This is a genomic window from Marinoscillum luteum (genome assembly GCF_044005705.1).
In the GTDB taxonomy this organism is placed as follows: Bacteria; Bacteroidota; Bacteroidia; order Cytophagales; family Cyclobacteriaceae; genus Marinoscillum; species Marinoscillum luteum.
Genome location: NZ_JBIPKE010000014.1, coordinates 232,266 through 248,774 on the forward strand (window position 1 = coordinate 232,266; position 16,509 = coordinate 248,774).

11 protein-coding genes and 1 tRNA gene are annotated in these 16,509 nt (G+C 47.2%); 4 read left to right on the plus strand and 8 right to left on the minus strand.

The window, feature by feature from the left end; translation table 11 throughout:
• Positions 1-3: 3 nt before the first annotated feature.
• From ACHKAR_RS07025 to ACHKAR_RS07045, 5 genes are all read right to left on the minus strand, one after another.
• Positions 4-1,155, minus strand: a complete 1,152-nt coding sequence (locus ACHKAR_RS07025) for an MFS transporter (RefSeq protein ID WP_395416750.1) — start codon at positions 1,153-1,155, stop codon at positions 4-6.
• A 31-nt stretch (positions 1,156-1,186) separates the two neighbouring features.
• Positions 1,187-3,175, minus strand: a complete 1,989-nt coding sequence (locus ACHKAR_RS07030; protein ID WP_395416751.1) for an OmpA family protein — start codon at positions 3,173-3,175, stop codon at positions 1,187-1,189.
• Positions 3,176-3,264: 89 nt separating this feature from the next.
• Positions 3,265-3,747, minus strand: a complete 483-nt coding sequence (locus ACHKAR_RS07035; protein WP_159585493.1) for a hypothetical protein — start codon at positions 3,745-3,747, stop codon at positions 3,265-3,267.
• Positions 3,748-3,759: 12 nt separating this feature from the next.
• Positions 3,760-4,560 (minus strand): (Fe-S)-binding protein, encoded by an 801-nt coding sequence (locus tag ACHKAR_RS07040; RefSeq protein WP_395416752.1) that lies wholly within the window; start codon positions 4,558-4,560, stop codon positions 3,760-3,762.
• Positions 4,561-4,590: 30 nt separating this feature from the next.
• Complete coding sequence (locus ACHKAR_RS07045) at positions 4,591-5,916, minus strand: 4Fe-4S dicluster domain-containing protein (RefSeq protein ID WP_395416753.1); 1,326 nt, start codon at positions 5,914-5,916, stop codon at positions 4,591-4,593.
• 81 nt (positions 5,917-5,997) lie between these two features.
• On the opposite strand from ACHKAR_RS07045, the gene ACHKAR_RS07050 reads away from it, so the two are divergent.
• The 4 genes from ACHKAR_RS07050 to ACHKAR_RS07065 all read left to right on the plus strand — a co-directional run bounded on the left by ACHKAR_RS07050 (position 5,998) and on the right by ACHKAR_RS07065 (position 14,739).
• Positions 5,998-6,070: transfer RNA gene (locus tag ACHKAR_RS07050), tRNA-Phe, on the plus strand.
• A 254-nt stretch (positions 6,071-6,324) separates the two neighbouring features.
• Positions 6,325-10,359, plus strand: a complete 4,035-nt coding sequence (locus ACHKAR_RS07055; RefSeq protein ID WP_395416754.1) for a tetratricopeptide repeat protein — start codon at positions 6,325-6,327, stop codon at positions 10,357-10,359.
• 13 nt (positions 10,360-10,372) lie between these two features.
• Positions 10,373-12,496 carry an OmpA family protein gene (locus tag ACHKAR_RS07060; protein ID WP_395416755.1) on the plus strand — a complete coding sequence of 708 codons (2,124 nt, stop codon included), beginning with the start codon at positions 10,373-10,375 and terminating at the stop codon, positions 12,494-12,496.
• Between the two features lie 11 nt (positions 12,497-12,507).
• Complete coding sequence (locus ACHKAR_RS07065; RefSeq protein ID WP_395416756.1) at positions 12,508-14,739, plus strand: hypothetical protein; 2,232 nt, start codon at positions 12,508-12,510, stop codon at positions 14,737-14,739.
• A 13-nt stretch (positions 14,740-14,752) separates the two neighbouring features.
• Here the strand turns inward: ACHKAR_RS07065 and ACHKAR_RS07070 are convergent, their stop codons facing one another.
• From ACHKAR_RS07070 to ACHKAR_RS07080, 3 genes are read right to left on the minus strand one after another with little or no spacing between them, the layout of a single operon-like run.
• Positions 14,753-15,541, minus strand: a complete 789-nt coding sequence (locus ACHKAR_RS07070; RefSeq protein ID WP_395416757.1) for a pseudouridine synthase — start codon at positions 15,539-15,541, stop codon at positions 14,753-14,755.
• Entirely contained in the window at positions 15,538-16,101 is a 564-nt protein-coding gene (gene scpB, locus ACHKAR_RS07075) for an SMC-Scp complex subunit ScpB (protein WP_159585479.1), read from the minus strand. The genes ACHKAR_RS07070 and scpB overlap by 4 nt, the downstream gene beginning before the upstream one ends.
• Positions 16,101-16,481: a TraR/DksA family transcriptional regulator gene (locus ACHKAR_RS07080; RefSeq protein WP_159585477.1), complete on the minus strand. Its 381-nt coding sequence runs from the start codon at positions 16,479-16,481 to the stop codon at positions 16,101-16,103. Before ACHKAR_RS07080 ends, scpB begins: the two co-directional genes overlap by 1 nt.
• Positions 16,482-16,509: the final 28 nt, after the last annotated feature.

Sequence of the window (16,509 nt, forward strand, 5' to 3'; positions counted from 1 at the left end):
AAATCATCTGAACTTAATGGTAAGTGAAAGCAACGTTACCATCAAAGTACAAAAAAGCACGAACAACATCCCCACAGTAAGACTGTACGCTTCGGCCAGAAGGCCTATCAGCGGGGGGCCTACCAAGAACCCGGCATAACCCAGGGTAGTCACCGCTGCAATACCAGTACCAGCCGTATACCCTGGCTGATTGGCGCCTGAAATGAAAAGGACCGGCACTATGCAGGAGTACCCAAGCCCCGTAATGGAAAACCCGACAATCACCAAAACCTGCGACTCAAAAAAAATCGCAACGCAAAGGCCGATCACCGACAGAAGTGAACCATAAAACACTACGGACTTCTTTCCCAACCCGGGAATGATCGAATCCCCCGTTAACCGACCAATGGCCATCAGCATGGAGAATCCGGCATAAGCCATCCCCACGAGGTAAGCATCAGCCAGCACCACATCCCGCATGTATACCGCACTCCAGTCTGCTATGGCGCCTTCACTTAGTAGGATGCAAAACGCCATGAAAGCAAGCATCAAAAGTGGGCCTCTGGGCCAGGCAAACACCTTATCCCCTGCATTCCGGGATTCTTTCATATGGTATAAGGTGTCTGACAACAGCAGGATCATAACGAAAACAATACCTCCCACAAGCCCGAGATGCGGCAGAGTGCTTGTACCAAGCCCTGCAACAATGCTACCCACAGCAGCTCCGGCCATTCCACCCAGGCTCCACATTCCATGACAGGTAGACATAATGGCTCGTTTGTGCTTCCGCTCGATCACAGCAGCCGTTGCGTTCATGGAAATATCCATAATGGCATTGGTGAATCCAAAAAAGAACAGCGCAATGGCCAGCCCCCAAAACGAACCCGAAAGGGCCAGTAGTGGCAAAGAAATCACGTGTGCCAAGCCACTGATCACTAAGGTTCTGCCCAGGTCAAATCTGGCAATCACCCATCCGGATATGGGCATAATGCACATTGCCCCGATGGGTGCGCCCAACAACGCAAGGCCAAGCTCACCATCAGTAAGACCAATGGTATCCTTCATGTCAGGAATTCTGGTAATCCAATTACCAAATAGCAGGCTGTTGCAGGTAAAAATCAGTCCCAGATGAAGACTTTCCCGGGTAGCGAAAAAAAATCTGAGATGGCTCGACACAGAGCTAAATTAGAGGTTAAACCTTAAAATATCAGTCTCCTTCAGAATCATCAAAGAACCGATCATACTCATCCTGATTCTCTACAGGTGGCAGATTGTCCTCATTCTTCTTAGGATTATACCTCAAGACTTTGAACTCAGTCCTACGGTTTTGCTGATGCTGCTCTTCTGTGACAGCATTGGGGATGAGTAATTTGCTCTCACCATACCCCTTGGCCACTATCCGATCTGCAGATATTCCCTGCCGAATAATGTATTCCACAGCAGACTTTGCTCGCCTTTGCGACAAGTCCATATTGTAATCGTCCTCTGCCCTGGCATCCGTATGGGAGCCCAATTCTATGAAAATGTCAGGGTTATCATTCATTATCTGAACCAGGCTATCCAGCACCAGGGCAGCATCCGGTCGTATATTGGCCTTATCCAGGTCATAGTAGATGTTGTTGAGCACAATGGACTTTTCCAAAACAATTCGATCCATCATGATCTCCGTCTGAAAAGTCACATTGGTAATGAATTCCGTCAGAGAAGCCTTTTCCACCGATTTTCCCACCGTGGAAAATTCCTTCCTTGTGGTGAAATAATCCGTTTTTTCACCCAAAAGATTATAGCGCTCCTCAGCATATACCCGGAATTTGAACTTTCCATCCTCCCCTGTAAAGGCCTCACTGAGAAGCTCTCCATTTTCTGCCTGAAGTGCAACCTTGGTATTTGGAAGCACGATTTTATGCTTGCCATCATCATTGGTATAGGTAGTGCCTACGAGAAAATAATTCACGACCCTAAGGTCGGGATCCTCATTGATGAATGTGTAGATATCATCGTCACCTTTTCCGCCCGGCCTGTTGGATGAGAAAAACCCTCTGGTCAGGTCAAACTGGTGGAGGCCAAAGTCATCTGCAGCGGAGTTCATAGGTTCCCCAAGGTTTTCGATGGTAATATTTCCGCGAACTCTGGTTGCCACAAATAGGTCAAGGTTACCAAATCCGGGGTGCCCATTGGAAGAAAAGTAGAGTCTACCATCCTCTGACACAAACGGAAACATTTCATCCCCGGGAGTATTGATCGCGGGGCCGAGGTTTTGTACATCCACCCATCTACCGCGCCTGTTCAGCTGTGCCGAGTAGATGTCCGCCCCGCCAAATCCTCCAGGACGGGTACTTGAAAAATACAGTGTGGTGCCATCAGGAGTGAGTGCAGGGGTGGAATCCCAGGCATCCGGATCGTTGACGCTGATAGGTCTGGGCTCTGACCAGTTTGAGTTTCTGTACCTTGTGAAAAATAAGTTGACCTCCGTGTTTCCGGTGGCCTTGCCAGTATTCCCTTTGGCAAAGATGATGGAGGTTCCGTCTGATGAAATGGCAATGGATCCTTCATTGGTGTCTGAGTGATTGATCACCGGATCCAGGGCTTTCAAAGTCCTTATGTTAATGTTGGCGCCCTTGGATTGCACCCGATAGATGTCCGTAAAAGGAGTGCCTGTGGCCCCGTAGATCTTGCCGCCTTCCCTGTTGGAGGTGAAGTATAAAAAGCCATTGTGGTAGACCGGCGAGTACTCTGCAAACTTTGTATTGAGCTCATCCAGGTTTTTGATTCTGAAATAATTGGTCTCAGCTTGCAGGACGTCTATTTTCGTCAGATTATCCAACTCCACCTGCGCCAAGGCCTTAAAATTGGAATCACCTCCTGCTTTGGTCAAAAAATCACGAAGGATTTTCTCAGCTTCCTCATATTGCTTATTGGCCTTGAGAGACCTGGCCAGATAATAGGGCAATCCGGGCTCCCTGGACCCGGCCCTCCGAGCAGCAGAATAATAAGGCGCTGCTTCCTGAAGTCTGTTGGATTTGCGGTATGACTCACCCAGCATGAAATTTTGATGAGCATCCTGGGGATCAAGGCTCTTCTTGTAAAGCTCTATTGCCCGATCATAATATCCTTTTTCAAAACTCTTTTGAGCCACCCGCTGCGTACAGGACTGCGCCATTATAAGGAGGATCAATGCATAGAAAACTTGCTTCATACGTACACCACTTGGATCATTCGTTAAACTAACGAAAAATTTGCGCAAAATAATCTTTCCCCTCTACAACAAAGTATTTCGCCAAAGCCCTAAGAAAAATATCGACTCAACCAGGACGCCTGCGCAGGTACTGCCCACTGAGTCCTCCATTCGCTTGCGTTTTGTACCGTATTATTGAAAACAGTGGTTTCCTTTCGGATCTCGCCGGCCTCTACCGCCGCTTTCAGTTGATTAAAAGGTTTGATTTTTACCTTGCCTTCTTCCAGAAAAGCCACCTTGGTTCGGTCCAGCAGACTCAACCCTGTATGCTGTTCGATCTGCCGGATCACCTGCACTGAAGCATCTATACTACAGCCACTGGCCTGATTGTAAGACTCATCTACCGCTAGTACGATAAATTGATTGTGTTGTATCCCGTAAGTAGCCATCAGCTTGTTGCCATGGGCTGCCCATTGACCTGTGAAAGCTTCAAAACTCCTGTCAATCAATACCCGCTCTTCTTCACTAAATGGTCTGTCCGCCTGGTATACCCAGATCCTGGCGTGATCTGGCATCTCGTCTATTGCTATCATAATTCCACAAACTTAGCCATTTAAACCCTCTGCCTCTGCAATGAGTTCCGCCAAATCCTGAACTTTCACCTCAGACTCGCGCTCTTTGTCTTTCACTCCATCAGACATCATGGTCATACAAAACGGACAAGCTACGGCGATAGTAGTAGCTCCGGTTTCAAGCGCCTCCTCGGTTCGCTCTATATTGATCTCCTTTTTGCCTGGCTCGGCATCTTTAAACATTTGGGCACCCCCGGCTCCACAGCAGAGCCCTTTGGTTTTGCATCGCTTCATTTCTACCAGCTCGGCGTCCAGAGCCTCCAGCACTTTTCTGGGTGCTTCATAAACTTTATTGGCCCGGCCCAGAAAACAAGAATCATGGTAGGTGATTTTGCGGCCTTTAAACTCTCCGCCACCTTTTAGTGTGACCTTCCCACTATTGATCAGCTCCTGTAGGTATTGGGAATGATGAATGACGTCATAGTTTCCGCCAAGGTCGGGGTACTCATTCTTAAGGGTATTGAAGCAATGAGGGCAGGCCGTTACTATTTTCTTCACCTCATATCCATCCAGCACCTGAATGTTGGCCATGGCCTGCATCTGAAACAAAAACTCATTCCCGGCACGTCTGGCCGGATCTCCTGTGCAAGTCTCCTCAGGGCCCAAAACGGCAAATTTCACCCCTACTTTATTGAGAATCTTCACAAATGCCAGGGTGACGCTTTTGTACCGGTCGTCGAAGGAGCCGGCGCAGCCTACCCAAAAAAGCACTTCAGGAGATTCTCCCTTTGCGACCATCTCGGCCATTGTTGGTATGTTGATTTCTTCAGTCATTGGTCAATGTCAGTTATTCTTTCTGGTCGTTTATTTTTCTTTCAGGTCTTCAGCCCACTTAAACCGATCGGTTGGAGGAAATTTCCATGGCGCAAAATTGGTCTCCACATTTTGAAACATCATATTCCAGGACTGGGGTGCTCCGGATTCTTCCATGGCCACATACCTCCGCAATTGTAAAATGATGTCCAGTGGGTTAATGGTAATAGGACAAGCTTCCACGCAGGCATTGCAGTTGGTGCAGGCATTGATCTCTTCTTTAGTGATGTAGTCTCCCAGCAGGGATTTACCATCGTTCAGACCTTCACCTCCCTTTTGCAAAGACAAGCCCACATCCTCCAGGCGATCACGGGTATCCATCATGATTTTTCGGGGCGAGAGCTTCTTGCCGGTCAGATTGGCCGGACACTCTGAGGTACATCTGCCGCACTCTGTACAGGCATAGGCGTCCATCAGGCTCTTCCAGCTCAGGTCATTTACATCTTTGGCTCCAAATTTCATCCCCTCAGGTGGTGGGGCAGCCTCCGCTCCAGTACTCATGCCTAGCATGATTTTCACCTCGTTGGTGATCTCCTCCATGTTGTTCATCTTACCTTTTGCAGTGAGTTTGCTGTAGTAGGTATTGGGGAAGGCCATGAAAATGTGCAGATGCTTGGAGTAGGTCACATACACAGCAAAAGCCAGTATGCCCACAATATGGAACCACCAGGCTGATCGCTCCACCATGATCAGGCCGCCATCCGACAGTCCATCAAAAATGGGCATCATCATGCTACTCACTACAAAGGAGCCGGTGACGGTATAATGATCCACTCCCCGGGCCTGCAATACCTGATCGGCTGCATTCATAGATAAAATGGCCACCATAAGGACAACCTCAATGACCAAAATCAGGTTGGCATCCAATGTGGGCCACCCCTTCATTTCTATTTTGTGGAACCGATTGATTTTCAGAATATTTCTCCTGATCAGAAAAACCACACAGGCAAAGATCACGAGTACAGCGAGCACCTCGAAAAACGAAATCAAAAATGTATAAAAATCGCCGACAAACGGAGCAAACAATCGATGCGTCCCCAGGAGCCCATCTAAAATAATCTCCAGTACTTCAATATTGATAAGGATGAATCCTACATAAATGAGCAGGTGAAGGAACGCAGGAAGCAACCGCTTGAACATTTTCTTCTGGCCAAAGGCCACAAGGAGCAGGGTTTTCAGACGGGCGCCTTTTTGATCGTTTATTGTTTCCGGTCTGCCCAGAAGGATGTTTTTCCTGATTCGAGCTATGCGCCGAAACAGGAAAAATCCGAAGAATAAAAGGACAGCCACAAAGGCCAGTTGTGGAATCATTTGCATGGGGTTAAAATCTGTTGCTATTTAAATAAAAATATTTTTGCTCGTTTTAAAAGATTCTCTAGCTTTGCAGCTCTTTAAAGCGGTGCTGTAGCTCAGCTGGTAGAGCATCGGACTGAAAATCCGTGAGTCGGTGGTTCGAGCCCACTCAGCACCACTTAAAAACCCTGGCCTTCAAGTCAGGGTTTTTTTGTTTCCTCGAAGATAATAAAAGGTTCTTAATTTAGTATGCATGCATACTAAATTCTTTGATGCTTAGCCTACCGGCATCCTCTTTCACCGGTTTCGCCTTAAAATTCTCTTTTCTGATACCTCAAAGGAGGTATTTCACTAAATCATCTCCTCAATGACTCACCAGAAGACTTAGATTTTTCTATCTTCATACTGAGAATTACCAACCTGACTCCAATTTTGAAAAGACTATCCCTTGGCCTGATATTTTTTCTGACCACATCGCTGTGCTTTGCCCAAGACTGGGCGGCATCCTACCAGCAGTCTGTGGACTTTTACAACAACTACCAATCTGCTGAAGCACGTCTGGCTGCCGAAAGAGCTCTCGAGCAAATCAAATCCTCCGAAACCAAGGCTTCGAAAAACCAAACCGTCATTCTGCGGCAACTCTCAATCGTCTGTTATGACCTGGGAGAAGATGCAGCAGCCCTCTCATACGCCAAAGAAGAAGTGGAGTTGTTGATCGCGTTGGGAGAAAACAGGGATATGAATTATGCCAATGCTCTTCAAAACCTGGCAGTGATCCGTATGGCACGCAGTGAGTACGGAGCTGCGGACCCGCTGCTTTCAGAAGCTCTTGACCTCACCCTCGAATATAACAGCGAAGACAGCTACGAAGTAGCAGCTGCAAAGGGCAATCTGGCCATTGCCAAGTTTCAACTGAAGGAAGATGAAGCGGCAAGAACGCTTTTTGAAAGCTCACAGCGGGTCATGAATACTTATGAAGAAGTGGGACCGGAGTATTTCAACATCATTTACAACTATGGCTCATTGCTTTCAGAAAACGGAGAGTATGAAAAAGCCCTTGCACTCTTTGTGGAACTGGTGGACTATTACAATGAAGGCACCCCCAACTTCGAATATGGCAGTATGCTAATCAAAGTGGGAGATGCTCTGGACCAGCTCGGAAGATTCTCTGAGGCCGTTGGTCAGTACGAGTTGGCCATTGAGAATTTCACCGATCTGGGTGAACAAAATAGCGAGGAATACTCCATCGCACTCAATAACCTCACGATTGACCTTCAGAAAACCGGGCAGTTTGGTAGAGCTACAGAACTAATCGAGGAGCTGGTATTACAAAAAGAAGCGGAGCAGGAAACCAACCCGGCATCCTACGCCAGCACATTGACCAACTACAGCAACCTGCTCATCAGGAACGGCGAACTGGCCACGGCAAAGGAAAAACTCGAATTGGTCATGGAACTTTATACTTCTCGGCTGCCTGGTGACCTCACTTATGTAAATGCCCTGGAAAGCCTGAGTGGTCTTTTGCTCACAGATGGAGACATCACCGGAGCTACCCAAAAAATAGACCTGGCGCTGGAAGTAGCTCGCGAAAAGGGAATGAAAAGTCGTCTTTACGCCCTATATAACCAGAAGGCGAAAATCTTAACCTCAGAAGCAAAGTATACCGAAGCCCGAAACATCGCCGAAGAGGCTCTCCAGGAGAGCATTACACTTTTCGGGTCGGATGCCCTGCAAACGGCTTTTGTGAAAAACACGCTCGCAGGAGTATATACCCAGCTGGGAGCGTATCAGCAAGCAGGCAAACTCTATCTGGAAGTGCTCCCAATCTTCAGGCAGACCTATGGCGAGAGTCACCCCGAATATGCTACTGTAGCCGCCAACTATTCGTCCCTGCTCCAGCTTGAAGGCAGCTACTACACTGCAGAGTATTATCTGAAAATCGCCGAAGAGATCAAGCGCCAGGCCTATGGCAAGGAAAATAGGGACTATCTCACCACCTATGAAAACCTGGGGCTACTGTACCTCAATACTGCCCGATATACCGAAGCAGGACAGGTACTGAGTGAAATCAAGTCAATCAAAGAAAAAATTCTGCCTACAAGAGATCCTTCGCTGGCCTATACCCTGGCCAATCTGGGTACGGTGAAAAAACAACTGGCCGAATACGGTGACGCTGAAAAATACTTAAAGGAAGCCAGGAGTATTTATGAAACCAGCTATGGTACGCAACATATCTTCTATGCCTCTGTCATTAATAACCTTGCCCTGCTTTACCAGAAAATGGGCAACCTTGACGCAGCTAAGCCACTGTTTGAGCAATCTCTGGAAACCTACCAAACTCAAATAGGGAAGATGAATCCAGAGTATGCTACCGCTCTGGAGAATCTGGCAACCCTCTATCAGATGGAGGAAGACTATGACAGGGCCAAAGCTCTACTGGAAGAAGTACTCGTGATTGATGAAGCCATTTTGGGAACCAATCATCCTTTGTATTCCAAGACCCTGCACAACCTGGCCTCTATTTACAAGGAAAATGAGGAATATGACCAGGCCAAAACACTCTACCAAAAAGCATTGGATATAGATGAGAAGGTTTTCGGGACCAACCATCCGTCTTATGCCAGTACCCTTTATAACCTGGCCACGCTGGAGCAGGAACTGGAGCATTATGACCAGGCACTCACCTATTATCAGCAGGTAGTGGATATACGTCTGTCGATTCTCGGCCCCAATCATCCCGACTATGCCTACTCCCTGTATGGGCTGGCCTCCATAAAGCACAAAACCGGGGACTTTGAGGGGGCTCGGCCGCTCTATCTCCGGGTGACCGAACGGTATCTTGATTTTATCAATCAATACTTCCCCGCACTGAGCGAAAGTGAAAAGAGTGCTTTCTATGGGAAAATAAAGCCCGTATTTGATAGCTATCTGGACTATGCGGTGGAGTTCTGTCTGTTGAACAAAGGGACTCAAAGTGATCAGGACACCCTCATTGGCAGCATGTACAACCTTCAGCTTTCCACTAAAGCACTTCTGCTCAACGCCACCAATAAGGTGCGAAACACCATACTGTCCAGTGGAGATACTGACCTCATTACCCTGTTCAACGACTGGGTAGGTCTGAAAGAAAATATTGTCAAGGCTTACAGCATGAGTAAAGAAGAGCTTGAACTGAGCAATATCAAAATTGCGGACATGGAGGCGGAATCCAATGAAAAGGAAAAGCAGCTTTCACTCAAATCCTCCTCATTTGCGGGGGCCTTTGAAACAGAAGCTCCAACATGGAAGCGCATTCAGGAGCAACTATCATCAGACGAAGCTGCCATAGAGATGATCCGAATCAAGAAGAAGATGAAGCAAGACTCAGTGCTATACATCGGGCTAATTCTCCGCAGTGATGAGGGGGCCATCCCCGAGCTGGTGGTGAGTGCCAATGGCCTTCAAATGGAAGACAAAGGCTTCAAAACCTATAAGAATTCGATTATTTATAAAATACAGGATGAACGCTCTTATGCCACTTTCTGGAAACCCTTTGATGACAAAATAGACAGCTCCGTAAAAAGAGTCTTCCTCTCCGCTGATGGGGTGATCAATAAAGTAAACATTGCCACCCTGTACAATCCGGAAAAGAAAGAGTATCTCATAGACCGCTACAAGGTGCGCCTGCTCAGCAACACCCGTGAGCTGCTGGAAATGACCTCTACGGAGGGGACGAAGAATGATGCCGTCATGTTTGGTTTCCCAAAATATTACATTTCCAGTCAGGCCAAAAACAATAGTGGAGGCCTGCTCAGTCCTAAGGATATGGAGCGTAGCTTTGGATCCACTATCTCTGAACTCCCAGGCACGCTGAAGGAGATAGAGGAGATTGGCCAAATTGTGGAAACCAGCAGCTGGACTTTTGAATCTTTTTTGGCGGAAGCTGCCACCGAGGATCAAATCAAAAAAATATCGAGTCCCAAGATTTTACACATCGCTACACATGGTTTCTTTCTGGAGGACATTAAGGTGGATGACGAAGCGGGCGGGCTTACCAGCAGAAATGCCAAATTCAATCCGCTGCTCAGGTCGGGGTTGCTCCTGGCTGGAGCTCAAAACACGGTAAAAAATGAAGACCTGCCAGGCGAAGAAGATGGAATCCTGACGGCATATGAAGTGATGAACCTCAACCTGGACAACACCCAGCTGGTGGTAATGTCAGCCTGTGAGACAGGACTGGGCGAAGTGAAAAATGGTGAGGGTGTTTATGGCCTTCAACGGTCATTCATCGTAGCTGGTGCAGATAATCTGGTGATGAGCTTATGGAAAGTGAACGATCAGACTACCCAGCTTCTGATGAGTGCTTTCTATCGAAATTGGTTCGGAGGGCAGACCAAACTGGAGGCCTTCAATGCGGCAATAGCCGAAGTACGAAAAGAATTCAAAGAGCCTTACTATTGGGGCGCTTTTGTCATGTTAGGAAAATAAAAATGAAACAACTATGCTGAAGATAAGGCATTCATTATTTGTGCTGCTTTTGTTAATCACATGGGCTGCTCAGGCTCAAGTCCCTGACACGCTCAAGACCTATGCCGATACCATTAACTACTATAGGAGTACGGCAAAGGCCATTCCGGAACTGAACAGCAATAAAATAGAATATGCTCCCTCCATTTCGGCGGATGGGCGTACCATGATTTTGGAATCTAACCGAAGGGGGAAATATGAACTCTTCGACTCCCGGCTGGTCAATGGCAAATGGTCGGACCCAAAGCCCATAGATCCGATCAATAACTTTGGAGACTCCACTGACCTCATCGGTGGTCCCAGTATCTCCTTTGATGGAAACATGCTTTTCTTCTTTGCTTCATTCAGGGGTGGGTTCGGCAGTGAGGACATCTACTACTCTATTCGTGATGGGGAAACCTGGACCGAGCCAAAAAACATAGGTGAACCGATCAATTCCTCAGGGTATGAAGGTTTCCCCTCCATTTCTGCCGATGGAAAAACCATGTACTTTGTGCGACAAAATTATAATGTCTTACAAGACAAAGACCTGGCTAAGCTCTGGGAAAATAAAGCATGCTTCAGCCTCTACCTTTCCAAGAAAAAGAAGGATGGTACCTGGGGGCAGCCGGAACTCCTTCCTTACCCTATCAACAAAGACTGTGAGAAGGCCCCACGGATTATGGCTGACAACAAGACCCTGATCTTTGCCTCCAACCGACTCGGTGGACGCGGGGATTTTGACCTCTACCAGACTCAGCTCACTCCCATAGGTGACTGGAAACCTCCGGTGGCACTGGAGTTTGTAAATACCAAAGTAGCCGATCAGTTTTCTTCCATTTCAGCCCAGGGGGACCTGTTGTACTATGTGTATGATGCCAGTGAGATCAATTCTGTGGAAATACCACCACAGCTCAGGCAGTTCAAAAACATCATTATCCAGGGCTACATCACAGACGGAAAGAATGGTGCCGGTATAGCCGCGGAAATCGTGGTGTCGGATGCATTTACCTCCGGGGAGATCATGACCCTGTCCAACAACCCCAATGACGGGCGCTATACCGTAGTACTGGCCGTAGGCAGCAACTATAACATAGAAATCAAAAAGAAAGGCTACACCTCCAAGTCGCTGTTCTTTGACCTGAGCAACGAACATGAATACAAGGAAATTGATCAGGATATACAACTGTACAACACCGCCAACCTGAACCTCAATATTTATGATGGTGATCTTTTTGAACCCATTCAGGCCAACATCAAAGTAAAGGAACCAGGAGCAGCAAACTTCCTGATGCAGCTGGAAAATAACCCTGATGGCCGTATTACGCTGGATCTGCCACTTGGTAAGGTCTATGAAATCATTGTGGACAAAGAGAATTTTGACAGCAAATTTTTTACCCTCGATGTATCCGATCTGGTAGTCTACCCTGAGTTTATCAGAGATGTGGAGATGCTTCCGCACAAACGCAACATAGAAATCAACGTGGCAGACCTGGTCAACAATGGAAAGATACGCTCGAAAGTACGGATCAGAAACCGCAACCGGGATGAAGTGATCGAGGTGAGTGGTAATGAAACCGTGGCCCTCCGTGTGGGAGACAGGTATGAAATAGAGGCCACAAGCGATCAGGGCTATGCATTCAACAGTACGGTGATAGATGTGAAGCCCGGCGGAACAGAAATCTCCTCTGGAGATGATGCCGTAGGGGGCGTATCGGTGATCGGAGAAGGTGGCTCTGCCAAAATCCAAATGAACCTCCAGCCGCTATTGGTTGGCGCTAATCTCACACTAAAAGAAATACTTTTTGAGTCGAATTCTGATCAGCTCAATGAAGTCTCCTTTGCGGAACTGGAGCGGGTAGTAGAGCTCATGAAACAAAACCCCGGGATGAAAGTGGAAATAGCCGCACATACCGATGATGTGGGCTCGGCCGCTTATAACGCCGCCTTGTCCAACAGAAGGGCTCAGAGTGCCGTGAAGTTTCTGATAGAAAAGAATATCCCCAGCGATCGGTTTGTTGCCAAGGGCTACGGCGAAAGCCAGCCCATAGTGCCCAACGACACTGAGGAAAACAAAGCTCAAAACAGACGTTTAGTATTGAAAATCCTAGCCATATAATGAGAATGACCATGAAGAAATTAGCATTCATCCTCTTCCTAGCAGGTGCCGCCCTTCCGGGGCTTTCACAAAAACTGGAGAAATATGAAGAAGTACTCCCCAGAATATTAGCCCTGCCACCCAGTGGTGCACTGGCTCAGCTAAAAATCTATCTGGCCGAACAACCAGACAACTCAAGTATCTACCTCCAGATGGCTGTGATTTACGAGAAAAGATACAGGGAGAGTGATCCCATCAAGGACTTTGCCTATAAAGTAGGCAATGCCCGGGAGGCACTTAAGGCCTATCAGCGTACAGAACAGTTTATCAGTGAAAAAGAGGTCCGCAAGAATCAGGAGTACTTTTTCAACTTTGGCAAGCTCGATGACAAAGGGAGAGTCACAGTGGGTTTTGACACCATTAGTAACCATATGGCCAGGGTAAAAGTGGAACTTCAGTCCTTTATAGACAATGTGCCAGTCATCTATGACAAGTTTACGCGAAGCTTCAGTAGTTATGACCGGGCGCACAAAGCTTTTACCGGCATTTTAGGTAAATATCCCACCTTCAAAGACCTGTACCTCCTCTATGATGCTGAGGTAGACAAGACCTTCGGAGATATCAAAAAGGATTACCTGGAGTGTCTACAATACTGGGAGGAATACAAAGCCGCCACGGCCAGTTTTGATGTGGGGTATAATCAGACCATGACAGCCAAGCCCATCAAGGTCTATCGTCTGGATGGTTTGGAATCTAAAATCAACTTTCTGCAACCAAAAATTCAGGTTTGGGACTATGCCTCGTGGGTGGACACCACACGGGAGATTATTCATGCAGAAATAGACAAGCTCAGAGAAGACCTGATGGCTGAAAACCTCAGACTCAACAAACGAATCGAAGAGGCTAAACCAGACTTTATCAGGGAGGAATTTGAGCCCCTCAAAGTATCCAAAGAAGTGCTTTTTACCCTCAGGAAATACGACCTCTCCTCGGTGATCGAGCCCATCTTTATCTTCAAAGAAAAAAAGCATGACCTCATCTACCAGCAGCTGCTCAGCGAAAAACTCGGGGCGGACACGGAAGTGGATGTAGAGCGCAAGCTCTATCTCTACGGCCAAATGGTGAACAGAATTAAAGAAGCAGATAGTGTGCTCAGCGACATCAGAAGGACCAATACCGCTGCCTCTTTGAGTAAATACTCCGACTTTATCAAGACCAACTACAATGGTCCTTCGGGAATTACTCAGCTCATCACTACCGAGCGCCAAAACAATAAAAATGATGTGAGCAACTATGTGGCCAATATCCAAAACGAGCTCTATGCCATACTCAAAACGGATTCGGTGATCAAGAAAGTGAAGTACAAAAAATTGGACATCCCACTTTTCAGAAGCGTCCCGGTGGATAATGATCTTCTTACCGCGGCCCCTATCACCTCTCATCGCATAGAGAACTTTGATGGGTCCGCCTTTATAGCGGGAATCTTCAAGAACACTAAGGAAAATAAAACACAGGCCTTTGTGGCAGGCATCACCAAAGAGCAGACTGTAGGCTGGTACAATGACTATCTGTTAAAAATTGACAGTGCTGCCGGGTTAGATGCCAATACCCGCATAGGAGCCATCCAAAGCGTGCCCGGAGGACTGGCCGTGATCCTGAACGGCGTGGATACCAGCGGCATCCGGATCAACCACTTGCTGATGCTGGATGAGAAGGGAGTGATCACACACAGCCGAAGACTTATTCTCAATCAATTCCCGAGGACTATTTCTTACAATGAGCGTACCAACACCCTTTTTGTAACCTATAAAGGGAATGACTATCTGGACGACCCGTTGGTCGAATCCGAGATGATCATGGCCAACTACAGCATCTATGGAGATCTGCAATGGCAGCAGCGAATGTCCTACAAAGGGGACATCACTGATGTGGTGAGTGTGGATCAGGCCTATATCATCGTGGGCAACTACAACGAGATCAAGGGACTAGATGGACGTGTGAACAGAGCAGGAAAAAACAACACCGACACAAAAGCTTTTGCTGTGAAAATCAATTTGGCGGGAGAGCTATTGGACCTGAAGACCATCGACTATTCGTCATCTTACTTTGCCAACAAAACTTATAAAGTGAGTGATGACTGTATCAACTTCTTTGGGTCAATGGGCGCGTATACCAAAACGGTCATGCTCGATTCGAGACCCGAAAGCGCCGTGCATGTCATCATGAATAAAGATCTGGAAATACTGGCCTCTACCCTGAAATAAGGGTAGAGCCTTTTTATTTTCTTCCTCCGGAGAGGTTTTTGAGCTGAACCACCTCTCGGGGGTCAAGGTGGCGATATTTTCCACGGGTCAGGTTCTTTTTGGTCAGCGTACCGAACATTACCCGATCCAGCTTCACCACTTTATAGCCCTTGTGTTCGAAGATTCTCCTCACTATACGGTTTTTGCCAATGTGGATTTCTATACCCAGCACCATGCGATCATCAGTAACCACGGCCATCTCATCCGGCACCGCCAGTCCATCCTCCAGCTTCACCCCTTTCAGGATGTCATCAAAATCCTGATTGGTGATCGGTTTGTCCAGGGTCACCTGATAAATTTTCTTGATTTTATAAGACGGGTGGGTGAGTTTTTTGGCCAGATCACCGTCATTGGTAAACAGCAGTAAACCTGTAGTGGCCCGGTCGAGCCTTCCTACAGGATAGATTCGCTCATCACAGGCTCCTTTGAGCAGGCTCATCACGGTCTTTCTGTCGTGTGTATCGGTGACAGTGGTGATGTAATCATTAGGCTTATTCAGCAAAATGTACTGGAGTTTTTCCGTCTTCAGGGTTTTGCCTCCGTACACCACCTTGTCTGTAGACAGCACCTTTCGGCCCAGTTCGGTCACCACTTCACCATTCACTTTCACTTTGCCATCGGCTATGAGCTGATCTGCCTCCCGTCGTGAGCATACGCCCGCGTTGGCTATATACTTATTCAGTCGTATCTCCAATGGTGCGGAGCCCAATTCCTTCTTGACTGGCCCTCCGGTCTTTGGCTTTATTGGCTTTTTCCCTTTCATGCTTCTTCTTCCTTCCCTATAGTGTTTTCCTCCTGCACAAAATCCTTCGGTGTGGGCAGGTCCCTGAGTGAGTTAATACCGAAGTAGTCCATAAACTTATTGTTGGTGCCATAAAGCATCGGACGACCTATAGTCTCTGCTTTGCCTTTGATTTCGATGAGCTCCTTTTCCAGCAATTTATTGACTGCATAATCACAGTTTACTCCACGGATTTGTTCAATTTCCGTCTTGGTGACTGGCTGCTTATACGCAATGATGGCGAGTGTTTCCATGGCTGAGTTGGAGAGTCGCCGCTTCGATTGTTGCTTAAGCAAAATACTGATACTTGCCTGATAGGCCGGTTTGGTCAAAAACTGATATCCACCGCCACTTTGCACCAAACCAAAGGAAAACTGCTCATCTTCATATTTTTCACTAAGCTTTGCGATCCCGCCACTAATGTCCTCCATAGGCACATCTGCCTCGAACATTTCCTTCAGACAAGACTGAATCTCATCTTCTGTGATTGGTTTTGGGGAGCAAAAGACCAGTGCCTCAATATGATTGGCGAGGTAGTCCATTATTTCTTCACATTCAGCTTAGCCTCTATCGAATGCATGGTGTGTGGCACCGCTCTCAATCGCTCTTTGCTGATGAGCTTACCAGTATCCACACAAACCCCATAGGTGCCGTTTTTGATTCTGATCAGCGCATTTTCAAGGTTATTAATAAACTTCTGCTGCCGTCCGGCCAATGTACTCAATTGCTCTTTCTCTGCAGTATCCGCCCCATCTTCCAGGGTCTTCACAGCACCGTGGGTAGCATCCGTACCCTCATCGGTATCTCGTGTCAAAGAACCCTTCAAAATGTTCAGTTCTTCTCTCGCTTTTGCCAGCTTCTGATGAATCAACTCTTCGAATTCCTTTAATTCGTCCTCTGAATATTTCGTCTTCTCAGCCATATCTTCAATTCTGTTTATTTTACCTAAA